The organism is Polynucleobacter sp. MWH-CaK5, assembly GCF_018687615.1.
Classification (GTDB): Bacteria; Pseudomonadota; Gammaproteobacteria; order Burkholderiales; family Burkholderiaceae; genus Polynucleobacter.
On record NZ_CP061299.1, the window covers coordinates 1,390,693 to 1,416,172 of the forward strand.

At 45.4% G+C, this 25,480-nt stretch carries 25 protein-coding genes; 16 read left to right on the plus strand and 9 right to left on the minus strand.

Features of this window, described 5'->3' with window-relative positions:
• Position 1 precedes the first annotated feature (1 nt).
• Both GQ367_RS07000 and purN read right to left on the minus strand, forming a co-directional pair.
• Positions 2–1,369, minus strand: coding sequence for an RsmB/NOP family class I SAM-dependent RNA methyltransferase (locus GQ367_RS07000; RefSeq protein WP_215290251.1), 1,368 nt, complete (start codon positions 1,367–1,369; stop codon positions 2–4).
• Positions 1,370–1,372: 3 nt separating this feature from the next.
• Positions 1,373–2,011, minus strand: a complete 639-nt coding sequence (gene purN / locus GQ367_RS07005) for a phosphoribosylglycinamide formyltransferase (RefSeq protein WP_215290252.1) — start codon at positions 2,009–2,011, stop codon at positions 1,373–1,375.
• Positions 2,012–2,038: 27 nt separating this feature from the next.
• On the opposite strand from purN, the gene GQ367_RS07010 reads away from it, so the two are divergent.
• From GQ367_RS07010 to dut, 5 genes are all read left to right on the plus strand, one after another.
• Positions 2,039–2,989 (plus strand): bifunctional riboflavin kinase/FAD synthetase, encoded by a 951-nt coding sequence (locus GQ367_RS07010; RefSeq protein WP_215290253.1) that lies wholly within the window; start codon positions 2,039–2,041, stop codon positions 2,987–2,989.
• On the plus strand, positions 2,982–5,840 hold the full coding sequence (ileS, locus tag GQ367_RS07015; protein ID WP_215290255.1) for an isoleucine--tRNA ligase: 2,859 nt from the start codon (positions 2,982–2,984) through the stop codon (positions 5,838–5,840). Before GQ367_RS07010 ends, ileS begins: the two co-directional genes overlap by 8 nt.
• A gap of 71 nt (positions 5,841–5,911) precedes the next feature.
• Positions 5,912–6,358: a signal peptidase II gene (gene lspA, locus GQ367_RS07020; protein WP_371818558.1), complete on the plus strand. Its 447-nt coding sequence runs from the start codon at positions 5,912–5,914 to the stop codon at positions 6,356–6,358.
• Between the two features lie 17 nt (positions 6,359–6,375).
• Complete coding sequence (coaBC, locus tag GQ367_RS07025) at positions 6,376–7,575, plus strand: bifunctional phosphopantothenoylcysteine decarboxylase/phosphopantothenate--cysteine ligase CoaBC (protein ID WP_215290259.1); 1,200 nt, start codon at positions 6,376–6,378, stop codon at positions 7,573–7,575.
• A gap of 11 nt (positions 7,576–7,586) precedes the next feature.
• Positions 7,587–8,036, plus strand: coding sequence for a dUTP diphosphatase (gene dut, locus GQ367_RS07030; RefSeq protein ID WP_215290261.1), 450 nt, complete (start codon positions 7,587–7,589; stop codon positions 8,034–8,036).
• A 31-nt stretch (positions 8,037–8,067) separates the two neighbouring features.
• Here the strand turns inward: dut and clpA are convergent, their stop codons facing one another.
• Both clpA and clpS read right to left on the minus strand, forming a co-directional pair.
• Positions 8,068–10,374 carry an ATP-dependent Clp protease ATP-binding subunit ClpA gene (gene clpA, locus GQ367_RS07035; protein WP_215290263.1) on the minus strand — a complete coding sequence of 769 codons (2,307 nt, stop codon included), beginning with the start codon at positions 10,372–10,374 and terminating at the stop codon, positions 8,068–8,070.
• On the minus strand, positions 10,371–10,649 hold the full coding sequence (gene clpS / locus GQ367_RS07040; RefSeq protein ID WP_251370235.1) for an ATP-dependent Clp protease adapter ClpS: 279 nt from the start codon (positions 10,647–10,649) through the stop codon (positions 10,371–10,373). Before clpS ends, clpA begins: the two co-directional genes overlap by 4 nt.
• Positions 10,650–10,897: 248 nt before the next feature.
• Here clpS and GQ367_RS07045 point away from each other — a divergent pair, with 248 nt between their 5' ends.
• Positions 10,898–11,341: a DUF192 domain-containing protein gene (locus GQ367_RS07045; protein ID WP_215290267.1), complete on the plus strand. Its 444-nt coding sequence runs from the start codon at positions 10,898–10,900 to the stop codon at positions 11,339–11,341.
• 15 nt (positions 11,342–11,356) lie between these two features.
• Here the strand turns inward: GQ367_RS07045 and GQ367_RS07050 are convergent, their stop codons facing one another.
• From GQ367_RS07050 to argF, 3 genes are read right to left on the minus strand one after another with little or no spacing between them, the layout of a single operon-like run.
• Positions 11,357–11,662, minus strand: coding sequence for a pyrimidine/purine nucleoside phosphorylase (locus GQ367_RS07050; protein ID WP_215290269.1), 306 nt, complete (start codon positions 11,660–11,662; stop codon positions 11,357–11,359).
• Positions 11,663–11,688: 26 nt separating this feature from the next.
• The gene (locus GQ367_RS07055; protein WP_215290271.1) at positions 11,689–12,918 is read right to left on the minus strand and encodes an argininosuccinate synthase; all 1,230 of its coding nucleotides are present in this window, start codon (positions 12,916–12,918) and stop codon (positions 11,689–11,691) included.
• 32 nt (positions 12,919–12,950) lie between these two features.
• Positions 12,951–13,877: an ornithine carbamoyltransferase gene (gene argF / locus GQ367_RS07060; RefSeq protein WP_215290273.1), complete on the minus strand. Its 927-nt coding sequence runs from the start codon at positions 13,875–13,877 to the stop codon at positions 12,951–12,953.
• A gap of 106 nt (positions 13,878–13,983) precedes the next feature.
• On the opposite strand from argF, the gene GQ367_RS07065 reads away from it, so the two are divergent.
• Positions 13,984–14,292: a DUF3579 domain-containing protein gene (locus GQ367_RS07065; protein ID WP_215290275.1), complete on the plus strand. Its 309-nt coding sequence runs from the start codon at positions 13,984–13,986 to the stop codon at positions 14,290–14,292.
• 54 nt (positions 14,293–14,346) lie between these two features.
• On the opposite strand, the gene rpsT is transcribed toward GQ367_RS07065, so the two are convergent.
• A complete protein-coding gene (gene rpsT, locus GQ367_RS07070) occupies positions 14,347–14,613 on the minus strand; it encodes a 30S ribosomal protein S20 (protein WP_089514673.1) in 267 nt (88 codons plus the stop codon).
• Between the two features lie 95 nt (positions 14,614–14,708).
• Between rpsT and murJ the strand changes: the two genes are divergently transcribed.
• Genes murJ through miaA form a run of 4 tightly spaced genes read left to right on the plus strand, consistent with a single transcriptional unit; the run spans position 14,709 to position 19,955 of the window.
• Complete coding sequence (gene murJ, locus GQ367_RS07075; protein ID WP_215290277.1) at positions 14,709–16,265, plus strand: murein biosynthesis integral membrane protein MurJ; 1,557 nt, start codon at positions 14,709–14,711, stop codon at positions 16,263–16,265.
• A gap of 17 nt (positions 16,266–16,282) precedes the next feature.
• Entirely contained in the window at positions 16,283–17,125 is an 843-nt protein-coding gene (locus GQ367_RS07080; RefSeq protein ID WP_215290279.1) for a SirB1 family protein, read from the plus strand.
• A gap of 17 nt (positions 17,126–17,142) precedes the next feature.
• Positions 17,143–18,960 (plus strand): DNA mismatch repair endonuclease MutL, encoded by a 1,818-nt coding sequence (gene mutL, locus GQ367_RS07085; protein ID WP_215290280.1) that lies wholly within the window; start codon positions 17,143–17,145, stop codon positions 18,958–18,960.
• A gap of 2 nt (positions 18,961–18,962) precedes the next feature.
• Positions 18,963–19,955, plus strand: coding sequence for a tRNA (adenosine(37)-N6)-dimethylallyltransferase MiaA (gene miaA / locus GQ367_RS07090; protein WP_251370149.1), 993 nt, complete (start codon positions 18,963–18,965; stop codon positions 19,953–19,955).
• 13 nt (positions 19,956–19,968) lie between these two features.
• Here miaA and purM read toward each other — a convergent pair whose 3' ends face one another.
• A complete protein-coding gene (purM, locus tag GQ367_RS07095) occupies positions 19,969–21,021 on the minus strand; it encodes a phosphoribosylformylglycinamidine cyclo-ligase (protein ID WP_215290282.1) in 1,053 nt (350 codons plus the stop codon).
• Positions 21,022–21,079: 58 nt separating this feature from the next.
• On the opposite strand from purM, the gene GQ367_RS07100 reads away from it, so the two are divergent.
• From GQ367_RS07100 to folK, 5 genes are read left to right on the plus strand one after another with little or no spacing between them, the layout of a single operon-like run.
• Positions 21,080–22,069 (plus strand): AI-2E family transporter, encoded by a 990-nt coding sequence (locus GQ367_RS07100; RefSeq protein ID WP_215290283.1) that lies wholly within the window; start codon positions 21,080–21,082, stop codon positions 22,067–22,069.
• A gap of 5 nt (positions 22,070–22,074) precedes the next feature.
• Positions 22,075–22,833 carry a DnaA regulatory inactivator Hda gene (gene hda / locus GQ367_RS07105; protein WP_215290284.1) on the plus strand — a complete coding sequence of 253 codons (759 nt, stop codon included), beginning with the start codon at positions 22,075–22,077 and terminating at the stop codon, positions 22,831–22,833.
• A 16-nt stretch (positions 22,834–22,849) separates the two neighbouring features.
• Complete coding sequence (locus tag GQ367_RS07110) at positions 22,850–23,530, plus strand: HAD family phosphatase (RefSeq protein ID WP_215290285.1); 681 nt, start codon at positions 22,850–22,852, stop codon at positions 23,528–23,530.
• Positions 23,527–24,924, plus strand: a complete 1,398-nt coding sequence (gene pcnB / locus GQ367_RS07115) for a polynucleotide adenylyltransferase PcnB (RefSeq protein ID WP_215290286.1) — start codon at positions 23,527–23,529, stop codon at positions 24,922–24,924. The genes GQ367_RS07110 and pcnB overlap by 4 nt, the downstream gene beginning before the upstream one ends.
• A 40-nt stretch (positions 24,925–24,964) precedes the next feature.
• Positions 24,965–25,468: a 2-amino-4-hydroxy-6-hydroxymethyldihydropteridine diphosphokinase gene (gene folK, locus GQ367_RS07120; RefSeq protein ID WP_215290287.1), complete on the plus strand. Its 504-nt coding sequence runs from the start codon at positions 24,965–24,967 to the stop codon at positions 25,466–25,468.
• Positions 25,469–25,480 lie beyond the last annotated feature (12 nt).

Sequence of the window (25,480 nt, forward strand, 5' to 3'; positions counted from 1 at the left end):
GTTAAGTTGTGGCTTTTCGTTCCAAAATGGCGCCAAAAAACGCGTCTGTGCCATGAATGTGAGGAAATAACTGCCACCAAGAGCTGTTTTTGCTAGCCCCAATCGGCAAATCACCCATCATCGGGAAGCTGTCTCTTAAGACTTCTTTAGGGTCTTTTAGCTCAAATTGAGGGTTATTGGCCAAAAAGGCTTCAACAACCCCTTGATTTTCTTGATAAATCAAGCTGCAGGTTGCATACACCAAGCGACCGCCTGGCTTTAACAATCTGGCCGCTGAAGTCAGGATAGATAGCTGCTTTTGCGTCAATTCAGCCACGCTTTGCGGGGACTGACGCCACTTCAGATCTGGATTGCGACGCAAAGTACCCAGGCCGCTACAAGGGGCATCGACCAACACTCTGTCAATCTTGCCAGCCAAACGCTTCACCTTGGCATCGTTCTCATTGTCGATCCACACAGGATGAACGTTGGACAAGCCACTCTTGGCCAAACGAGGCTTCAAGTTAGCCAAACGTTTCTCAGAAACATCAAAAGCGTACAAACGGCCGCTGGACTTCATCATGGCGCCCAAAGACAAGGTCTTGCCACCTGCTCCAGCACAAAAATCCACCACCATCTCGCCGCGCTTAGGCTCTAAAAGCATGCCCAATAATTGGCTGCCCTCATCTTGCACTTCAGCAAAGCCATTTTTAAAGAATTCTTGGGTCTGAAGAGCAGGCTTACCCTTCAATCTAACGCCGTTTGGGGCGTACGGGGTGGGTTCTGCCGCATAACGCCCACCAAGGTCGTTTAAAACGCCTAGAAGGTCTTCTCTTTGAGTTTTGATGGTGTTAACGCGTAAATCTAAAGAAGCGGCCTTGAGCATCGCTTCAGCCAGTGGCAAGCACTCATCTTTAGGAACAGATGAGCCTAAGGCATTCCAGATCCACTCAGGCAAATTAACTCGGGTTAATGGAGCCAAGGTATTTCTATCAATAGTGCCAAAGCGTTGCAGCCAATCGATTTCATTCGGATGCACCACAAAAGCCAAGTCAGCCAATGCGCTTTCAGAACGATTACCTGATCCAAGACCACTTTCAATCATCGTGACCAACAAAGCCAAAAGGGCTAAACGCCTGGCCAATGGGCCTGCGCCACTTTCGGCAAATTGGGAAATTTCAGTTTTTCTGCGCAAGAATGCAAATGAGGCCTCAGCAATCAATGCACGATCTCTATTGCCTAAGCGCGGGTTAGAGCGAAAGTATCTACTCACCACCATATCAGCTGGGTGAGCAAATTTCATCAACTCAGTGATAACGATGCCTAAGTGCTCAACGTGTTGCGGGAGTGCTTTTGCCCTTGCTGCAATGGCTTTTTGATCAGTAGTCATTAATTATTTATCCGTAGAGGTGAGCATTTGAAGCTCTGGAGGGCTCACTAAAACTCGATTGTCGCTAATAGTTAAGCGATTATCAATGAACCAGCGCACAGCGCGAGGATAAATAACATGCTCTTGCTTTAAAACTCGCTTAGCCAAAAGATCCGGGGTGTCACCCGCAAGCACTGGAACACTTGCCTGAATCACCATAGGACCATGGTCCAAGGCCTCAGTCACAAAATGAACTGTGGCCCCATGTTCCTTCACACCGGCCTCTAATGCCTGCTCATGGGTGTGCAAACCCGGGAACAATGGCAACAAAGAGGGGTGGATATTTAACAAGCGGCCTTCGTAATGCCTCACAAAGCCACCCGTCAAAATCCTCATAAATCCAGCCAAAACCACCAAATCTGGGGAATATGAGTCAATCAACTTGATTAATTCAGCATCAAAGCTGGCTCGGTCTTTAAACAAAGAATGGTCTAAAACCGCCGTCTGAATACCCTGAGACTTAGCAAAATCAAGGCCTCCAGCATTTGGGCGATTAGAAATAACAGCTGCAATTTTGGCTGGCCAAGCCTCTTTTTGAGTAGCGTGAACAATGGCCTCCATATTGGAGCCACGACCAGAAATAAGAATAACAATTGAAGTCATGCCCGCCAATATAATTCATACCTTAACGTGAAGGTAATTAGAGGCATCCCTCCCGCATCAGATTGGACCCCCTGCGCCCTGACCATCGGTAATTTTGATGGCGTGCATCGGGGGCATCAGGCATTGCTCAAAAAATTGGTGGCCAAAGCAAAAGCTCTCAAAGTGCAATCTTGTGTGATGACGTTTGAACCACACCCAATCGAATACTTTGCACCTGAAAAAGCACCCGCAAGAATTTTGGGCTTGAGAGACAAATTAGAAGCTTTGGCAGAAATCGGCATTGATCAAATATTGGTGATTCATTTCAATCAAGCATTTGCTAATTTGAGTCCTGAAGCCTTCGTTAAAGATATCTTGGTTGATGGCTTAAAAGTGAAATCAATTTTGATTGGCGATGACTTTCATTACGGTGCGAAGCGCGCTGGCAATTTTTCTGATTTACAAATCGCCGGTCAACAATTTGGATTCTCAGTGGAGCGCATGGAAACCTTGGTCGAAGATCAAGAAAGAATTTCCAGCTCAGCCATCAGAGTGGCGCTTCAGAATGGACAGATGGATCGAGCCCAACAATTACTGGGTCGCCCTTACATGTTGAGTGGTCATGTACTGCATGGCCAAAAGCTTGGAAGAACACTGGGCTTTCCAACCTTGAACTTGGCTGTAGCCAACAGACTCCATAAAAGAAAGCCAGCAGCCCAAGGCATTTTTATCGCACAAGTGCACGGCTTAAGCGACAATCCATTACCTGCTGTTGCAAGCCTAGGGCAAAGACCCACGGTGGATGATTCAGGAAGGTATTTATTAGAAGTTCACATCTTTAATTTCCAACAAAATGTTTATGGAAAATTAGTGCGCGTTGAGCTTCTCAAGAAATTAAGAAATGAAGAAAAATATAACGATTTAGAAACACTTACAACCGCCATCAATAACGATGCAGTAGCAGCAAAAAATTACTTTGAAATAAATGACCATGTCTGATAAAAAAAATTCTTACCCCGTCAACTTACTCGACACGACATTTCCGATGCGTGGCGATTTGCCTAAACGCGAACCTATTTGGGTAAAAGAATGGCAAGAGAAAAAAATCTATCAAAAAATTCGTGAAGCGAAAGCCGGCAAGAAAACATTCATCTTGCACGATGGTCCTCCGTACGCCAACGGCGACATTCACATCGGACATGCTGTTAATAAAATTCTGAAAGACATGATTGTCAAAGCCAAGGGCTTTGCTGGCTACGACGCTAAATATGTTCCTGGTTGGGATTGCCATGGCATGCCCATTGAAATTCAAATTGAAAAGCAATTTGGTAAACACTTACCAACGGCAGAGGTTCAAGAAAAAGCCAGAGCCTATGCAAAAGTTCAAATCGCAAAACAAAAGCAAGACTTTGAGCGTTTAGGCGTTCTTGGTGATTGGCAAAACCCATACCTCACGATGGACTTCAAGAATGAAGCCGATGAAATTCGTGCCCTTGGAAAAATCCTTGAAGACGGTTATGTCTATCGCGGTTTAAAACCAGTGAACTGGTGCTTTGATTGTGGATCTGCTTTGGCTGAAGCTGAAGTTGAGTATCAAGACAAAGAAGACCTGGCAGTGGATGTTGGCTTTGCATTCCTCCAAGATCAATTACCAGCAATTGCCAAAGCGTTCTCATTGAACCAACTGCCAAAATCAGAAGGCATGGCAGTGATCTGGACCACCACACCTTGGACCATCCCATCCAACCAAGCGCTGAATGTGCATCCCGAGATTGACTATGCTTTGGTTGATACAGCAAGAGGTTTATTGATTCTTGCCAAAGATCGCACCGAAGCTTGTTTAAAAGAATATGAGCTTGAAGGGCAAGTGATTGCCACTTGCAAAGGTCAAGCACTGGCAGGTCTAGAGTTTCATCACCCATTGAGCAAAGCGCATGAAGGCTTTGACCGTCGCTCACCGATTTACTTGGCTGAATACGTGACGATTGATAGCGGCACTGGCATGGTTCACTGTGCGCCAGCTTATGGTGAGGAAGACTTTAAATCTTGCAAAACGCATGGTTTGAAAGATCAAGATATTTTGAACCCAGTGATGGGTGATGGTGTTTATGCATCTTGGTTACCGTTGTTTGCAGGACTCACCATTTGGAAAGCGAACCCACAAATTGTTGAAGCACTTCAACAAGCAGGTTCACTTCTAAAGTCAGCAAAACTCAAGCATTCCTACATGCACTGCTGGAGACACAAAACACCTGTTGTGTACCGAGCAACGGCACAATGGTTTGCGAGCATGGATAAAAAAGTTGCCTCGGGCAAGAGTTTGAGAGAAACAGCTCTAGAGGGCATTGAAACCACTGAGTTCTACCCAGCATGGGGCAAACAACGCTTGCGCAACATGATTGCCAATCGACCAGATTGGACACTTTCAAGACAGCGTCAATGGGGTGTGCCAATGGCCTTCCTCATTCACAAGGAAAGCGGTGAACTTCATCCGCGCACACCTGAGCTATTAGAAATCATTGCCAAGCGTGTTGAAAAAGAAGGTATTGAAGCTTGGCAATCGATTGATCTCAAAGAACTTATCGGTGATGAAGCCGCAATGTATGAAAAGAACAAAGACACTTTGGATGTTTGGTTCGATTCAGGCACCACTCACTGGCATGTGATCCGTGGCTCACACGCGGCCACATTTGCAGATGCTTCTAGAGATAATCCCAATGAACGCTGGGCTGATTTGTATCTTGAAGGATCGGATCAACACCGCGGCTGGTTCCATTCATCCCTACTCACAGGCGCCATGCTTGATGGCAAACCACCCTACAAAGCTCTCTTGACTCATGGCTTCACGGTTGACGGTCAAGGTAGAAAAATGAGTAAGTCTGTGGGTAACGTGATTGCCCCTCAAGAAGTTGCAGACAAAATGGGCGCTGAGATCATTCGTTTATGGGTAGCCTCTACAGACTACTCAGGTGAAATGACCATTTCCGATGAAATCTTGAAGCGTGTGGTTGAAAGCTATCGCCGCATTCGCAATACCTTGAGATTTTTATTGGCCAATCTTTCAGATTTCGACATTGACCAACACCGCATGGATCCAAAGGATTGGCTAGAGCTTGATCGCTATGCGCTAGCAGTCACTGAAGAAATGCAAAAAGAATTGACGGCTCACTACGATCGTTACGAGTTCCATCCAGCAGTATCTAGACTGATGACCTTCTGCTCAGAAGACATGGGCGGCTTCTACCTAGACATCATCAAGGATCGCCTCTACACACTGGCTGCTGATGCTCCAGCACGTCGCTCTGCTCAAAACGCGCTCTTCCACATCACACAATCGTTCTTGCGTTTGAGTGCACCATTCTTATCGTTCACAGCTGAAGAAGTTTGGGGTATTTTTGCTCACAAGACCAAGAGCAAAGACACGATCTTTACTGAAGAGTTTTACCAGTTACCATCAATCAATGATGCGAGCGCTCTGATTGCTAAATGGGATCGCATTCGTTCAATGCGTTCAGACATCACCAAAGCGATTGAGTTTGAGCGTGAGGCTGGCAATGTTGGCTCTTCATTACAAGCTGAACTTCAAATTGAAGCACCTACTACTGATGCAGCGCTCTTGAAATCACTTGGCGACGATTTAAAGTTCATCACCATCACTTCAAGTGTGAATGTGACAGAAAATTCTTCTCTTGAAGAAATCAAAGTAACGGTTAAATCATCAAACCATCAAAAATGCGGTCGATGCTGGCATTACAGAGAGGATGTTGGGCATGACGCCGAGCACCCTACTTTGTGTGGCCGCTGCACCAGCAACTTATTTGGCGACGGCGAAAAGCGCCATATCGCCTAAAAGTATCCAAGGAGAATTATTTGGCACGCTCTAGCAAATCATCTGGCAACCAACAAAGCTTCTTGCTCTGGATGGGAGCGGCTGCACTTATTTTGATTCTTGATCAATTGACCAAGGTCATCGCCAAAAGCAGTCTGATTGAAGGCATCTCTCAACCAGTGACCAGCTTTCTCAATTGGACCTTGGTTTACAACCCTGGCGCAGCATTTTCATTTTTGGCTCAAGCGGGTGGTTGGCAGCGTTGGTTTTTCACAGGCATCGGCCTGATCGCTGCAGCTGTGATGATTTGGTTGATTAAAAAAAATACCAGTCAAACTCTTTTTTGCCTGGCTATGAGCTTGGTACTAAGCGGCGCGATTGGCAACGTGATTGATCGCATCTTGTATGGCGCTGTTGTTGATTTTGTTGATCTTCATTACGCTGGCTGGCACTGGCCTGCATTCAATATTGCCGATAGCGCCATCACCATTGGTGTGATTCTGTTAATCTTAGATGAAATCAAGCGCGTCAATAAATAACCCAAGGTAAATAGCTCATGCATTCACTTCAAGGCAAACATATCCTTCTGACCATGTCAGGTGGTATTGCTGCATTCAAAGTGGCAGAGTTAGTACGCTCACTCATACAAGAAGGCGCCACAGTGCAAGTCATCATGAGTGATGCTGCAACCAAATTCATGACGCCTGTGACCATGCAAGCGCTCACTGGCAATCACGTCTTCACAGATCAATGGGATGCGCGTATTTCTAACAACATGGCGCACATCGAGCTTTCTAGAAAAGCCGATGTGATTGTGGCCGTTCCCGCAAGCGCAGACTTGTTGGCCAAGATTTCACATGGCTTAGCCAATGATCTCGTCAGCGCCACTTGTTTAGCGAAAGAGTGCCCATTGATTGTGGTGCCTGCGATGAACAAACAAATGTGGGAAAACGCAGCCACTCAAAGAAACATGCAACAACTAGAAGCAGACGGCATCACTGTGCTTGGCCCAACTAGTGGCACACAAGCTTGTGGTGAAAATGGCATGGGTCGCATGTTGGAAGCCGCTGAGATCTTGGAAGGCATCATCGCGTTTTTCCAAAAAAAAGTATTAGCAGGTAAAAAGGTATTAATCACCGCTGGCCCTACATATGAGGCCATTGATCCCGTCAGAGGCATCACCAATCGAAGTTCTGGAAAGATGGGCTTTTCATTGGCTAAAGCTGCTGTAGAGGCTGGCGCTGAAGTTCAATTGATTGCAGGACCTTGTCATCTGCTAACACCTCTTGAATACACTGGAAAAATCAAACGCACCGATGTGATCAGTGCAAAAGATATGCACGCTGCAGTGATGAATCATCTTGATTGTGATGTTTTCTTTGCAGTTGCTGCTGTTGCGGATTGGTCTGTGAAGAATGAATCTGCACAGAAAATTAAAAAATCTGATCAATCCAATCCAGCGCTGGAGTTTGAATTAAATCCTGATATCTTGGCTGAAGTTGCCAAGAAGGCTTCAGGCAAGAAGCCCTACTGTGTTGGCTTTGCAGCCGAAACCAATGATCTAGAGAAGCATGCGCAAGAAAAGCGCATCAAGAAAAATATTCCAATGCTTTTAGGCAATCTTGGCCCGGACACTTTTGGTCTTGATGACAACCAATTATTGATTGTTGAAGAAAAAGGCATGACTAAAACCAACAAGCAGAGCAAAACTGCTTTGTCTCGAGAAATTATTCAACTCATTTCCACAAAAATTTAAGTCAATAAGCTATGAAAAAACTACAAGTCAAAATTCTTGATGAACGCATGAGAAACAATCTGCCGCAATACGCTACCAGCGGCAGTGCTGGCCTTGACTTAAGAGCTTGCTTAGACGAAGCCATCGTCATCGAGCCTGGTCAAACAGTATTGGTACCAACAGGTTTATCTATTTTCTTGGATGACCCTGGCTACGCCGCTTTGATCTTGCCTAGATCTGGATTAGGTCACAAACACGGCATCGTATTGGGCAATCTTGTGGGTTTGATTGACTCAGACTACCAAGGACAACTGATGGTGAGCACTTGGAATCGCGGTCGAACTGCTTTCAAGCTTGAGCCAATGGAGCGTCTTGCACAGCTAGTGATTGTTCCAGTAGCACAAGTTGAATGGGCTGAAGTCACAGAATTCAGCGCCAGCGACAGAGGCGCAGGCGGATTTGGAAGTACTGGCAGAGTTTAATCAAGAATATTAATTAAGCCCTGCGTTTTCCTTAAATTTCTTGAACCTCACGGCCTGCTGCAGCTTTTTTAACGGCAGGTCTAACAGGCGCATCAAAATCAAGAATGATCTTCTCATCGGCATCCATGTCAACCACCACATGACCGCCATGAACCAACTTACCAAATAGCAATTCATCAGCAAGCGCTTTGCGCACCAAGTCTTGAATGAGTCGTTGCATTGGTCTTGCACCCATCAATGGGTCAAAGCCATGCTTGGCCAAATAAGTTCTGAGATTCTCAGTGAAGCTTGCGTCCACTTTCTTCTCATGCAATTGCTCTTCAAGTTGCATCAAGAACTTATCAACCACGCGCATGATGATGTTCTCATCCAAAGCCTTGAAGCCAACGATCGCATCTAAACGATTGCGGAATTCTGGTGTGAAGGTGCGCTTGATGTCACCCATTTCATCACCTGCTTGACGCACGGTTGTGAATCCAATGGTGGACTTCTGCATTGCTTCTGCACCAGCATTGGTGGTCATGATGATGATGACATTTCTGAAATCTGCTTTGCGACCATTGTTATCAGTCAAAGTACCGTGATCCATCACTTGCAACAGGATATTGAAAATATCTGGGTGAGCTTTTTCAATCTCATCAAGCAATAAGACGCAATGTGGCTTCTTATTCACTGCCTCAGTCAACAAACCGCCCTGATCAAAGCCAACATATCCTGGAGGCGCACCAATCATGCGACTTACTGCATGGCGCTCCATGTACTCAGACATGTCAAAACGAACCAGCTCAATGCCCATGATGAAGGCCAATTGCTTGGCTACTTCAGTCTTACCAACACCGGTTGGGCCAGAGAACAAGAAAGAACCAATTGGTTTGTCATCTTTACCTAAACCAGCTCTCGACATTTTGATGGCTGATGCCAACGCCTCGATGGCAGGCTCTTGACCAAACACAACACTCTTCAAGTCACGATCCAGAGTTTGCAACTTACTGCGATCGTCGACCGATACTGACTGTGGCGGAATACGTGCAATCTTTGCCACGATGTCTTCAACCTCTTGGCGACCAATCGTTTTCTTCTGTTTTGATTTTGGCAAAATGCGTTGCGCAGCACCTGCCTCATCGATCACATCAATCGCTTTGTCTGGAAGATGTCTGTCATTGATGTAACGTGCTGACAACTCTGCTGCAGCTGTCAGAGCCGCTTGAGCATACTTAACGCCGTGATGCTCTTCGAACTTTGACTTAAGACCGCGCAAAATTTGAACTGTTTGATCAACAGATGGCTCTAAAACATCGACCTTTTGGAAACGTCTTGAAAGCGCTGCATCTTTTTCGAAAATGCCGCGGTATTCGTTAAAAGTGGTGGCGCCAATACATTTCATTTGGCCGCTAGACAAAGCTGGTTTCAATAGATTGCTGGCATCCAATGTTCCGCCTGATGCTGCACCAGCACCAATCAGCGTATGAATTTCATCGATGAACAAAATCGCATCAGGATTGTCTTTAAGGTTCTTTAAAACACCTTTTAGACGTTGCTCAAAGTCACCGCGGTACTTTGTACCCGCTAGCAAAGCACCCATATCCAATGAATACACCGTCGCTTTGGCCAAAACCTCTGGCACATCATTCTGCGTGATTCTCCAAGCCAAGCCTTCAGCAATGGCTGTTTTACCCACACCAGCCTCACCCACCAATAGAGGGTTGTTTTTTCTACGACGACATAAAACCTGAATCACTCGTTCAACTTCGCCTTCGCGACCGATCAATGGATCGATGCGCCCCTGCTTAGCCAACACGTTCAGATTTTGCGTGTATTGCTCTAGTGGGCTGTCTTTGCCAGCTCCACTGGCATCTTCACCCTCAGCACTAGGCTCGCTCGCCTTTGGAGCATCTACCTGATCTTTTCTGATGCCATGACTGATGTAGTTAACGATATCAAGGCGTGTCACACCTTGCTGCTGAAGATAATAAACAGCGTGAGAATCTTTTTCACCAAAAATAGCCACCAACACATTGGCGCCCGTCACTTCTTTTTTGCCATTAGATGTTGATTGCACGTGCATGATGGCGCGCTGAATCACTCTTTGGAAGCCCAAGGTTGGCTGAGTATCCACATCATCTGACCCAGGCACGATTGGCGTGTTGTCATTGATGAAGTTTTTTAGATTACTTTTCAGATCATCAATATTGACCGCGCAAGCTTTCAATACGTCCGCAGCTGTGGCGTTGTCTAGCAAGCCACACAGCAAATGTTCAACTGTTATGAATTCATGTCTTGACGCTCTAGCGTCCACAAATGCCATATGTAAGGTAACTTCTAACTCTTGAGCAATCATGCTTCCTCCATAGTGCACTGCAATGGGTGCCCAGACTCTCGGGCTCTATCTACAACTTGTTGAACTTTGGTTAAAGCGACATCTTTAGTATATACACCACAAACCCCTTTTCCTTCTAGGTGTACTTGCAACATGATGCGTGTAGCGCGTTCTTGGTCATGGTGAAAATATTCTTGAATCACCATCACCACAAATTCCATCGGCGTGAAGTCATCATTCAATAAAACAACTCGGAACATCTTAGGTGGTTGAACACGCTCAGACTGGCGATCCATCACCGTGGTGTGATCCTCCTGAAAAGCAGGGAAATCTATCGGGTTGGCTGTTTTAGGTTTTCGACTCATATACCCTATTCTAAACATAAGTTTCAAATTGGGGGGAAGCCCTATTTTTGCTATTTTTACAAATAAAAATTTGCATTAAATCCAGGCATTTATTGAAGATTTAATGAAAGTTTAATTTTGATGAATCTCATTAAAGTATGATGAAACCATCGAATCAATTTTTCAGGATTTTTCTGGCAATGCTTCACAAAATCATCACCGCTGTTTTTGCCTGCTTTATTTTTAGCTCAACTGCGAGTTCAACTGCAATGGCCCAGCAAGGCCCTACGATTGATCTGTACGCGGGTCTGTACAAAATACAAGCAGAAGTGGCAAAAACAGAAAAGGCCCGTCAATTAGGCCTTATGCATCGCACCTACATGCCTGCTGATGACGGCATGCTGTTTATTTTTGAGCAAAGTGCCACACATTGCTTTTGGATGAGGAACACAAAAATTCCTTTGGCCATCGCTTTCATTGCAGATGACGGAAAGATTGTGAATATTCTAGAAATGAAAGCAATGACTGAAGATAATCATTGCCCAACAAAACCCGTTCGCTTTGCTTTAGAAATGAACCAGGGCTGGTTCAGCAAGAAAGGGGTTCTTCCTGGGCACACCATCACTGGTCTACCCAAGAATTAATCAGTTAATTAATGATTAACCGAAGTGACAAACGTAATGAACTGGCTGTTCAGCGCGGATCACAAAGTAACCACCCGCTTCAACTGTCCATGATTGACCAGCAGCAAAGGCTTGCTCTGCAGCACCGTTGATGCTCACATGAGCAGTGCCATCAACCACTTCCATCACTTCTTTGGTTGTTAAGTCAAAGCGCAATGTGCTTGGCAAAATCACGCCAACAGACTTGCGCTCGCCACTTGGCAATGTCACTGTGTGAGAAACACATTTACCGTCAAAAAAAACGTTGGCTTTTTTGTTAACTGTTACTTGATCGAATTGCATGTCTTACCCTTTAATCTTGTTAGCTATTAAGAACCACGCTTGCGACGTGCATTGGCAGCAATGCGCATGCGCAAGGCATTTAATTTAATGAATCCACCGGCATCGGCCTGGTTGTAAGCACCACCATCATCGTCAAACGTAGCAATGTTTTGATCAAACAAAGTGTTAACGGAATCACGCGCAACCACGGTGACAGAACCTTTGTACAACTTCACGCGCACAAAGCCACTTACGCTTTGTTGAGTGTGGTCAATCAATGTCTGAATCGCCACACGCTCTGGCGCCCACCAATATCCGTTGTAAATCATGCTGGCATAACGCGGCATCAAATCATCTTTCAAATGAGCCACTTCACGATCCAAGGTGATGCTCTCGATACCTCTGTGAGCCTTCAAAAGAATCGTGCCGCCAGGAGTTTCGTAGCAACCACGGCTCTTCATGCCCACATAACGATTCTCAACAAGGTCCAAACGTCCTACGCCATGCTTGCCACCAATTTTGTTTAGTTCTGCCAGCATTTCATGGGCTTTGTAACGTTTTCCGTTAATGGCCATTGCATCACCACGTTCAAACTCAATATCTAGGTACTCAGGAGCATCTGGGGCTTGCTCTGGTGAGACTGTCCAACGCCACATAGATTCTTCAGCTTCAGCTTTAGGATCTTCAAGATGACGACCTTCGTAGCTGATGTGCAACAAGTTGGCATCCATTGAATATGGCGCGCCACCTTGCTTGTGTTTCATTTCCACTGGAATGCCATGTTGCTCGGCATAGGCCAATAATTTTTCACGTGACAACAAATCCCATTCACGCCATGGAGCAATCACTTTGATCGACGGCTCTAGTGAGTAGTAGCCAAGCTCAAAACGAACCTGGTCATTGCCCTTGCCTGTAGCGCCATGTGACACAGAATCAGCACCAGTTTGACGTGCAATTTCAATTTGACGTTTGGCGATCAATGGGCGAGCAATGGATGTGCCCAATAAATATTCGCCTTCATAAATGGTGTTGGCGCGGAACATTGGGAAAACAAAATCTCTCACAAACTCTTCGCGCAAATCATCAATGAAAATATTTTCAGGCTTGATACCGAATTTAAGAGCCTTTGCTCTTGCTGGCTCAAGCTCTTCACCCTGGCCCAAATCGGCTGTGAAAGTCACGATTTCACATTGGTAGGTATCTTGCAACCATTTCAAAATAACGCTGGTATCTAAGCCACCAGAATAAGCTAGAACAACTTTTTTAATATCTGACATATCTATCTAATTAATTAAAGTTTAAGTAAAAATTACAACTTGCCGCAAAGCAAAAATTCCATCAAAGCTTTTTGGACATGCAGACGATTTTCTGCCTCATCCCAAACAACGCTTTGAGGACCATCAATCACTGAGGCAGAAACCTCTTCACCTCTGTGAGCAGGCAAACAATGCATGAACAATGCATCTGAATTGGCAGTAGCCATTAGCTCATCATTGACCATCCAACCTTTGAAAGCTTTTAAACGAATTTGATTTTCGGCTTCGTACCCCATGCTGGTCCAAACATCGGTGGTCACCAAGTCAGCGCCACGACAAGCATCAATAGGGTTTTCGAAAATCGTTAAATGTTTTTTAGCATTTGGACTCAACATTTTTTGGTCCAACTGATAAGTCGAAGGAGCAGAAAAGTGCACCTTGAAATCTAAAATTTCAGCCGCCTGAATCCATGTGTAAGCCATGTTATTGGCATCACCCACCCATGCAACTGTTTTACCCTTGATGCTGTTACGGTGCTCTACATACGTGAAGATGTCAGCCAATACTTGGCAAGGGTGGTATTCATTGGTCAAGCCATTGATCACTGGCACACGTGAATTCGCCGCAAAACGTTCGATGATGTCTTGGCCAAATGTTCTGATCATGATGATGTCAGTCATCCGTGAGATCACTTGAGCAGCGTCCTCAACTGGCTCACCGCGGCCCAATTGGGTATCTTTGGTATTTAAAAACACAGCATGGCCACCCAGCTGGTGAATACCTGCTTCAAAAGACAATCTGGTGCGCGTGGAGTTTTTCTCAAAAATCATGGCCAAGGTTCGGTCATGAAGAGGGTGCCAGGTTTCGTATCTTTTAAATTTAGCTTTTAAAAAAGCTGATCTTTCTAAAAGATAAGCGTACTCATCCGCACTGAAATCAGTGAACTGTAAATAATGTCTAACAGCAAGATTTGACGCCATAAATTTCAAATGCCTGTTTACTCAGTAATTGATTCACGCTAATGCTGAACTGCTAAAATAGTCGGGTTTTCCCCAACCAATTATTCATTTATACCGCATACCCATCGTGACGACCAAACAATTCTTCATTCAAGGTCTCACTCATGATGGCAAGCCATTTAGACCCAGCGACTGGGCTGAAAGACTTTGCGGTGTCATGGCTCAATTTCGACCAGAAAATGATCCAAGCGACCCTCGCTTCACCTATTCACCATTTGTTAAACCCGTGATCATCGCAGGAACAAAGTGTGTGGTTGTAGACGAGCGCTTAAGGGATATCGAGCCAAAAGCCATGGATTTCGTGAAAAACTTTGCCAAAGATAACAATCTTCCGATTGTTGAGGCCTGCGAAATCCCAATAAAATCAAACAACTAGAAACAAAAAACCCGCTCCGGATGAGGGAACGGGCTTTTTTAAAACTGACCTAAATTAGGCAGTCATGCCCTTAACAGCTGCAGATAAGCGTGATTTTGTACGCGCAGCAGTGTTTTTATGCACTACTTTTTTGTCTGCAATCTTGTCGATAGTTGCCTGTGCAGCTTGGAAAACCTTGGCTGCAGCAGCTTTATCACCAGCATCTACGGCTTTACGTACAGACTTGATAGCTGTGCGAAGACGTGAACGCAAGCTGGTGTTGTGTTCATTTTGAGAAACTGCCTGGCGGGCACGTTTACGAGCTTGGGCGGTATTTGCCATGTTTATAACCTTTAGGGGTATTGCCAAAAGAAAAAGATTATAACTTATCCTGAGGAAGGCTACCACCCCTTCCAGAAATCTGTAAAACTACGCCTGTGAACTTATTATCTGCCGCCGCCAAAATCAGTAGCTTTACCATGCTATCCCGCATCACGGGATTGCTCCGAGAAACCCTCATTGCTAGGACTTACGGGGCTTCGGAGTGGACGGACGCCTTCAATGTGGCCTTCAGAATCCCCAATTTATTGAGGCGTTTATTCGCTGAAGGGGCGTTTTCTCAGGCATTTGTGCCAGTTTTAAGCGAAACCAGCACCAAAGAGGGTCAGGAAGGCACCTCATTAATGGTCAGTGCGATTGCCACCCTCTTATTTTGGGCATTGGTGGCCACAGTTCTTTTAGGCGTGATCGGCGCCCCATGGATTATCTTTTTGGTGGCCTCAGGCCTGCGTGAGACCGGAGCCCATGAGGCCAGTTTGACCCTGACTCGGATCATGTTCCCCTATATTGGCTTGATTTCGATGGTGTCCTTATCTGCTGGCATCTTAAATACTTATAAGAAATTTGCTGTTCCAGCCTTCACCCCCGTTTTGTTGAATTTATCCATGATCTTTTCATCATGGTTACTGTCCCCCTACTTTGAGACCCCTATTTACGCCCTAGGGGTTGGCGTGATTCTTGGCGGCATCACTCAATTAGCGATTCAGATACCTGCTCTTAAAAAAATTGGCATGCTGCCTAGCATTGGATTGAGCCTTGGCAGAATCAAGAGCGCCTGGAATCACCCTGGAGCAAAAAAAGTATTGCGCTTGATGTTGCCCGCATTGTTTGGCGTCTCAGTGGCTCAGCTCTCACTCATCATCAATACCAATATTGCGTCACATCTTGCCGTGGGCAGTGTGTCTTGGCTTTCATACGCTGATCGCTTGATGGAGTTTCCAACCGCTTTATTGGGTGTTGCGATTGGCACAGTCTTATTGCCCAGTCTTTCAAAAGCCAATGCGCTTGAAGATAAAACGCAAATGACTCAATTAGTTGACTGGGGTCTGAAGTTAACGTTTGTCTTGGCAGCGCCTGCTGCTTTGGCATTATTCATATTTGGTCAGCCATTGGCGGCAGTGTTGTATCACTATGGTCAGTTCACAGCCGTAGACGTGACGATGACTCAACATGCATTAGCTGCGTATGGTGTTGGTTTGATTGGTTTGATCTTGATAAAAATTCTGGCGCCCGCCTATTACTCAAGACAAGACATCAAAACACCTGTGAAAATTGCCATCATTGTTTTGGTATTAACTCAATTGGCCAACATTGTTTTAGTACCATGGCTCAATCATGCAGGCCTGGCGCTTTCAATTGGTCTAGGCGCATGCCTCAATGCATTCCTTTTGTGGCGCGGCCTTCATCAGCAAGGTTTGCTAGCGAAGAATGCCGGGTGGCTTAAATTTTTATTCAAACTCAGCATTGGCTTGGTGGCGATTGGTATTATTTTTTACTACGGCGCTCACCAACATGACTGGTTAGAATTAAAAAATACACCATTCATCAGAATTGTTTGGCTAGGTTTATGGCTGACGCTGGCTGGCGCCGTTTACTTGGGCACACTATGGCTAACAGGTTTCAGGGTTAAAGATTTTTTATACAAAGCAACATAAAACAGATTTTTTGAACTATGCCAACACAACAACTTGATTACTTTGCTTCATTGGTTTCAGAGGATGATCACTTCCCTTTGACAGAAGCGGCGATTGCGATTGCTCAACACGCATACCCAGATTTGGTGGTTCAGCATGTGTTTGATGAATTAGATTTATTGGGCGACAAACTCAAGCAACGCACCACTCATGAAATGGCTGGGATTCAAAAGTTACAAATCTTAAAAAACTTCTTTTTCAAAGAACTGGGATTTGGTCCGAATCGCAATGACTACTACGATCCAAATAATTCTTATTTGCACAGTGTTCTAGAAACAAGACGAGGCATTCCAATTTCCTTGGCTTTGATTTTCATGGAGCTTGGCCAGCAAATTGGTCTGAACATCAAAGGCGTTTCTTTCCCAAACCATTTCATGGTTCGCTTATCTCTGCCGCAGGGTGAAGTGATCCTTGATCCTTTGACCGGAACCTCTTTGTCTAAAGAAGAGCTTCAGCAAATGTTGGACCCGTACTTGGACGCCCAAGGATATCGTGGCGAATACCAACTACCTTTGAGTGCTTTTTTAAGATCATCAAGCTCCAGAGAAATCTTGTCTCGCTTTTTGCGCAATCTAAAAGCCATCTACACACAACAAGAGAGATGGGAACGATTATTGGGTGTGCAGCAGCGCTTGGTTATTTTGCTTCCAGATGCACTAGAAGAAATCAGAGACCGTGGCATTGCATTGGCACAACTGGACTACATCAGACCCGCCATTGAAGACATGCAAAAGTATTTGGATGGCACAGAGGAAGCCAGTGACTTAGATGAAATCCGAGCGCAGATCATTGAGCTCGAAGAACAATACCGTCACCATTAAGCGAAGCTGATTGCTTTATGAGAAAAGTCATAGCCGCGCTGCCGGACACGCTGATCAGTCAAATTGCAGCAGGCGAAGTGGTCGAAAGACCAGCCTCAGTGGTCAAAGAAGTTCTTGAGAACGCGATTGATGCTGGCGCTCAAGCCATCACGATTCGATTAGAAGAAGGTGGCTGCCAAAGAATCTCGATCCAAGATGATGGCTTGGGCATTGCTCACACAGAACTCCATCTTGCGATTCAACGCCACGCCACCAGCAAAATCACTTCCCTTGCAGATCTTGAATCAGTCGCATCCCTTGGTTTCAGAGGTGAAGCACTCGCATCGATTGCATCGGTATCAAGATTCAGTATCACCACACGAACCAGTGAAGATGATCATGCCTGGCAAATCCAGGTCAATGGTGGTCAAACCATGGGGGACGCAGCCCCTTCTTCTGGCCCGATTGGCACAACCGTTGACGTTCAAGATTTGTACTTCAACACTCCAGCGAGAAGAAAGTTTTTAAAAAGTAGCGCCACTGAATTAGGCCACTGTTTAGAACTGATTCGCAGAATCGCTTTATCTCGCCCAGATATTGGTTTTGCTATTTGGCACAACGGCAAGGTAATCGAGCGTTGGGCATCATGCAATATCGAACAACGCGTGGATGCGATCCTTGGCCAAGAATTTCAGAGCTCTAAGATTGCGCTTGAACATATCTCAGGCCCTTTAACGGTCAGAGGCTTTATTAGCAAACCAACCTCCAGTCGTGCAAGAGCAGATCAACAGTACAGCTTCGTTAATGGCCGCTTTATCAGAGATAAAGTGATTCAGCATGCTATTCGCAGCGCCTATCAAGATGTTTTGCATGGTGATCGCCAACCAATGGTGGTTCTCTCATTAGAGATTGATCCTCAATTGGTGGATGTGAACGTTCATCCAGCCAAAACAGAAGTCAGATTCAGAGAAGGCGGCGCCGTTCATCAGTTCATCTACAAAGCAATCCAACATGCTCTTGGCACTGCTGCTGGTCAATCAATAGACTCATCCCCCCAATACGCTCCAAGCTATGGCTTTGCTCAAACATCTGGGACAGGCTCGCCAAGTTATACAAGCTATGCGAATTCTGCAAGTTCTATAAGTTCTTTCAGCAATCAGAACCTGCCCCTCAGTCAAAGTAGTCTCAGTCAAAGTAGCAAAAGTGAGATTGATAACTTTTTTATTCAACTGAATAATCGCCCCGCAGATCATCTGGCTCCAACCGAAAACAATGACTTGCCCTTGGGTCATGCATTGGCTCAAATCCATGGCATTTATATCTTGGCTCAAAACAAATTTGGCTTGGTCTTGGTTGATATGCATGCGGCCCATGAGAGAGTCTTGTACGAGAAACTCAAAGAAGATTTGGCATCAGGCATCAAAGTTCAGCAACTCTTGGTCCCTGTTGTGATGCACGCCTCAGAATTAGAAGTGGGTAAGGCACAAGAACATCGCGCCATCCTGAATCAATTAGGCTTTGATGTGGCCACTCTGTCACCCACTCAGTTGGCGATCAGAACCATTCCAACACTTTTGCAAAAGGCGGAGCCGATTGGCTTGGTCAGAAACCTTTTAAATGATTTGGACTCAACAGGCTCTCAAGCAGTGGTCGACGCCGCTCAGCACGAACGCCTGGCAACGCAAGCTTGTCATGCAGCGGTCAGAGCACACCGCACACTGACCCTGACCGAAATGGATGCCCTGCTGCGTCAGATGGAACAAACGGAAAGAGCTGATCAGTGCAATCATGGACGCCCCACTTGGATACAGTTGAGTATTCAAGATTTGGATAAATTATTTCTGCGTGGTCGTTGATCGTGACACCTGATCAACCAGTCATCGCCATTGTTGGTCCAACAGCCAGCGGCAAAAGTGCGATTGCCATGCAAATTGCTAGAACAGCAAAATCACTTGGTAAAACTGTTGAAATTATCAGCATGGATTCAGCGCTTGTTTACCGAGGCATGGACATTGGTACTGCCAAACCAAGCAAAGCTGAAATGCAAGAAGTGCGCCATCATGGCATCGACATTGCCGAGCCAGAAGATCCGTACTCAGCAGCAAAATTTGCACATGATGCCAAGCAGTGGCTCAAAGAGATACGCGAAAGAAACAACATCCCATTGATTGTGGGTGGCACGATGCTGTACTGGCGTGCGCTTGCTCATGGCTTATCCAATATGCCTCCAGCTTCCCCTGAAATTCGCGCAGAGATTGAGTTGCGTGCAGCCAAACTTGGTTGGCCAGCGATTCATGATGAATTAAGAGAAGTTGACCCAGAAACTGCTGCACGACTCGAGAAAAATGACACTCAGCGTGTACAGCGAGCCCTTGAGATTTATTTACAAAGTGGCAAGCCAATGTCTGAGTGGCTTCAGGAGCAACCGAAAGACAGTGGCCGAGGTGAGACGGATAACGGTGCCAATGGCGACACCCCACTCAAGCTTCGTTTAATTTCAATTGAACCGAGTGATCGTTCAGTTCTGCATGACCGCATTGCAAAGCGCTTTGAGATCATGATGGCCGAAGGTTTTTTAGATGAGATGAAAGCTCTTCATCAAAATCCACGCTTACATCCAGACTTACCGTCCATGAGAGCCGTGGGATATCGTCAAGCTTGGGATTATTTGGATGGCAACATCACTCTTCAAGAACTTCAAGATCAAGCGATTGCTGCCACAAGACAATTGGCTAAACGTCAATTGACTTGGTTGAGAGGCATTCAAACGAAGGAAGTGGTTGACTCTTTAGACAGTAGCCAGATGAAGCGATGTGAGCAAGATGTTCTTGCTCACTATCAAATGATTTAATTTAAATCTTGAATTAAATAACGATGGTTTGATGTGCGCCAGCAGGTCTTTCAACGATCTCGCCTAATTCATAGACCGTCTCACCTGTTGACTCAAGTTGCGCTTTGGCAGCTTTTGCATCAGAAGCATTCAAAATCACCACCATGCCAACGCCGCAGTTGAACACGCGGTGCATCTCGGCGTCTTCAACGCCACCATTTTTTTGCAACCACTGGAACAGCTGTGGCAACTGCCATGCATCACGATGCAAAACAGCTTGAGTGTTTTCAGGTAATACACGCGGCACGTTTTCAACCAAACCGCCACCAGTGATGTGAGCCATGCCCTTCACTTTGATTTTTGCAATCAAAGCCAACATTGATTTAACGTAAATACGGGTTGGGGCCATCACAACATCCGTCATACTTTGACCATGGAAATCATCACTGGCTTTAGCGCCTGCGCGATCAATGATTTTTCTGATCAAAGAATATCCATTGGAGTGAGCACCGCTTGATGCCAAACCTAAAATCACATCGCCTGCCTGAATACTTCTACCATCAATCATGGCTGACTTCTCAACCGCGCCAACAGCAAAGCCTGCCAAGTCATATTCACCTTCTGGGTACATGCCAGGCATTTCAGCTGTCTCGCCACCGATCAATGCGCAACCGGCCAATTCGCAACCTTGAGCAATACCACCCACGACGGTTGCAGCTGTATCAACAGACAACTTACCGCAAGCAAAATAATCTAAGAAAAATAGTGGCTCAGCGCCCTGTACCAAAATGTCATTCACGCTCATGGCCACCAAGTCTTGACCAACCGTGTCGTGACGATTCCAGTCAAAAGCCAACTTTAACTTTGTGCCAACGCCATCAGTGCCAGAAACCAAGACCGGCTCTTTGTAGCGCTTAGGCACCTCAAAAAGCGCTCCAAAGCCACCAATACCCGCCAAAACGCCTTCGCGCATGGTTTTCTTTGCCATCGGCTTGATACGCTCAACCAGCGCGTCACCAGCCTCCATATCAACACCGGCGTCGCGGTAAGAAAGACCTTGAGATTTAGAAGAATTTTGATCAGACATGGCTATAAATGTATTTGAATCAGTAGAATCTTAGAATTCTAGTGGATACGCTAAACCTATGGCTTCTTTATTAACAATTTTCCTGGCTGCATTTATCCTGGCTTATGTCTTAAGGCCTTTATACAAGAGCCTTGTAGGCTTAGGAACGCATAAAACTGTCTCCGCATTTTTGACCGTTTTAATCGGGTTTTTAGGTGTTTTTGGCCTAATGGTGCTTTTTTTGAGTGTTTTACAAAAAGAATTGCCCGCCTTAAGGCAGCAACTACCGACTTGGCTGGCGCAAATTCAAAATCTCATTCAACCATGGTTGGATAGTCTTGCACTTAGCTTCGATCTACAAAAAATTCAAGAAACGATTCAAACTAAAGTCAGCGCTCACCTATCAAATAATGCCGATACATTGATCAGCGATGGCTTATCAACGGTTTTAAATTCTGGACAAACCATCATCGGCAGCATCGTTGGTCTTGTCTTGATTATTTTTGTGGTTTTTTACTTGATCATTCAGTGGGAAGATTTTTTCAAAAAAATGAGCCCCATGATTCCTCCAAGATGGCTTGGTCAAACCAAACAAATCTTGTCAGAGATTGATGAGCTGCTATCTCAATACCTGAGAGGCCAACTCTTGGTGATTGCGGTGCTGTCAGTCTACTACTCGATCGGTCTTTCATTATTGGGTATGACCGGCGCGATTGCACTGGGACTATTCACAGGGTTGGCAATTTTCATTCCGTATATCGGTTACGGCGTTGCTTTGATCTTGGCCCTTCTATCCGCTCTATTACAAGCAGAAACTGGGGTCAGTATTTTGGCGGTGTTGGCGATTTACATTGTTGGTCAAACAATCGAAAGCTTCTTCCTAACACCTAAATTGGTGGGAGAAAAAATTGGCCTGCATCCAGTCTTGGTAGTTTTTGCCTTGATTCTTTTTGGTGGCTGGTTCGGTTTCTTCGGAGTCCTCTTGGCCCTTCCAATGAGTGCGATTGTGTTGGTGTTAGGACGTCACCTGATGACCTTCTATAAAAACTCTTCTTGGTACAGAGGTTAGCTCTAGTGTCTCAATCGCCCTCTCTACCTCGCCAAATAGCACTGGATCTTGGTCACACACCAAAGCCCACGCTGGATAATTTCATTGCCACGGGCAATGAAAATCTGATCGCTGTTTTAAAAGATATTCAAAGTAACTGGCAGCAAGCCCCATCAGAACAAAAGGTATTAAGCACTGACTCAAAGATGATTCATCTTTGGGGCGCTAGTGGCTCCGGTCGCACTCACCTTCTATCCGCACTCCAGCTACAGGCAGCTGAATTGGGTATCAACGCCTATCTGCTCAATCACGACAGCAGCATGGATGAATGGCGAGCCTGCGCAGATGTCTTAATTGAAAACAATCAAGCGCCAGGTTTACTGTGCGTTGACGACATTGACCATTTGAGTGAATTTGCTCAAGGCGCCTTATTCAGACTTCACAACCTGATTCGTGAAGCAAGTCATCAACACTTGATCACCACCAGTCTTGCACCATCTTCGAATTTACAAATAAGAGAAGATTTAAAAACACGCTTGGTCTGGGGTTTGGTGTTTCAGATGCACGCCCTGTCTGATGCCGAAAAATTACAAGCACTCCAACAAGCTGCCACCGAACGCGGCTTACAAATCTCTAGCGAGGTTGCCCCTTGGCTGTTGAAGCACTTTCATCGTGACATGCCAAGCTTGATGTCTTTATTAGAGGCCTTGGACAATTACTCGCTTGAAACCAAAAGAGCGATCACTCTTCCATTATTAAAAGAAATGCTTGCTCAAAAAAATTGAGCATAATGTTACCTAGATGACACAAATTGCCTTATTTGACTTAGACCACACCTTATTACCCATTGATAGCGATCATGAATGGGGAAGATTTTTAGCAAAAATTGGGGTCGTTGATTCTGAGTATTACGCCTTGCAAAATGAACGTTTTTACGCTGACTACAAAGCTGGTCGCTTAGATATCTATGCTTTTCTTGAGTTTGCTCTAAAGCCTTTATCAGAACACTCAAGAGCGCAATTAAATGAATGGCATCTTCAGTTCATGGAAGAAGTGATTCAACCTCAACTCAAACCAAGCGCCTTTGATTTGGTGAAACGTCATCAAGATGCTGGCGACTTGTGTTGCGTTGTCACTGCCACCAATAGCTTTGTGACCAGACCCATTGTTGCTGCATTTCAGATTGATCACTTGATTGCCACCGAGCCAGAAGTGATTGGCGATCCATTGACCGGTAACTTTTCAGGAAAAGTGTCAGGTCTTCCTAACTTCAAAGAAGGCAAAGTCACTCGCTTGGAAGCATGGCTAAAAGATCAACAGCTGTCTTTGAGCTCTGTGAAAAGCAGCTACTTTTATTCAGACTCAATCAATGATTTGCCTTTGCTAGAAAAAGCATCTCACCCAGTGGCAACCAATCCGGATGCCAGACTGCGAGAGCTTGCAGTAAAAAATCAGTGGCCCATTTTGGAATTATTTGCATGATTCGTCGATTCATCAATAAATTACTAAAAAAGCCAACAGGTCAAAAGAAGTTGATCCATGGTCATGCTCTGACCGCCCAAAAAATCAGCAAGCGAACTCACCGAATCAATCCCGATTTGCTTTCAAAGAATGCTGTGAAAGTCACTCACGTTCTTCAAGACGCTGGTTATGACGCCTACATCGTGGGTGGTGCTGTGCGTGACTTGCTCCTTGGAATTGCACCCAAAGATTTTGATGTGGCAACCAACGCCACACCTGATCAAGTTCAAAAACTATTCCGTCGCTCAAGATTGATTGGTCGACGCTTTCAAATTGTGCACGTTACCTTCTACGGCAAAGAGCGCCCAGAGATCATCGAAGTTTCTACATTCAGAGCTCACGCTCAGGCAGATCAAGCCGATGTAGCGGCCAGTGGCAGAATTCTTCGTGACAACGTTTGGGGTGATCAGGCAGAAGATGCCACACGCAGAGATTTCTCGATCAACGCGATGTACTACGATCCACAAACCGAAGTTGTCTTGGATTACCACAATGGCATGAAAGATTTAAACGCCAAAATTATCAGAATGATTGGCGAACCAAGTCAGCGATACCGTGAAGATCCGGTTCGCATGCTAAGAGCCATTCGATTCGCCGCCAAAACTGGCTTTGTGATTGAAAAAGACACCCTGGCCCCTCTTAAAGAGTTGGGCGATCTGATTCAGGATGTGCCAAGCTCACGCTTATTTGATGAGATTCTTAAGCTACTCATGTCAGGCCACGCTTGGGCCTCTATTGAGGGTTTAGAAAAAGTTGGCTTGCATCACAAAATACTTCCCCTCATCGAAGTCATCTTGAGTGACGACGATAGAACTGCCTTCGTTAAGAAGTCCCTAGAAAATACGGATGAAAGAATCAAATCTGGCAAACCAGTTTCTGCCGGCTTCTTGTTTGCAACACTTCTTTGGCATGACGTACAAGAAGCCTGGGCAAATTTTGAAAGCTCTTCGATGCCAGCTGTTCCAGCATTGCATGCTGCAATTGACCAGGTTTTTGAACGTCAAAAAGAATTCTTAGGCATGCAAAGACGTCACGAGGCTGATATGCGTGAAATCTGGACCATGCAACCTCGTCTAGAAAAGCGCGTCGGTCGATATCCTTACCGCTTGGTTGAAAGTCCAAAATTCAAGGCTGCCTACGATTTCCTCTTGTTACGCTGCCAAACTCAAGAAATAGATGCTGAAATCGGCCAGTGGTGGACTGATTTCTGGCAAGGCGACGATCTGTCTCGGGCAGATCTGATGCTACAGGTTAAAAATACCCCAGGAGCGGCTGGAAGCTCATCCACCCCTAAAAAAAGGCGTCGCAGAACGCGCTCAAAAGCTGCAAAACCAGCCGTCGAGCAAACTAATTAAAAAAACGATACAGTACAGTTATATTAATAAGGGAGTTCCGATGGCATTGGCCTTCATTGGTCTTGGTGGCAACATTGGTGATACGCAGCAACTCATCAAAGACGCCATAGTATGTTTAGCTCAACATCCTGAGCTACGGATACTCACGCGCAGCTGCATGTACCAAAGTGCTCCAGTTGGTGCCGAAGGCCCTGATTTCATCAACGCCGTAATCTCTCTAGAAACTCAATTAGCTCCCGAAGATCTATTGGCTATTTGCCAAAACGTTGAAAACACCTTTGGTCGAGAGCGCCCTTACATCAATGCGCCTCGCACACTTGATTTAGATGTTTTGGCTTACGATGATCTATCGATCCAAAACGAAAGATTAACGATTCCTCACCCACGAATGATTGAACGATCATTCGTTCTTTTCCCACTTCTAGAAATCGCTCCGGATATTGACTTGCCAGGATTTGGTAAATTAACGAAATACATACCAAATGTTGAGCACCAAAGAATTAACAGGGTGCAGGGGTGCAATTGCCCTAGTCAGCATATTTAAAGGGCAAGATAC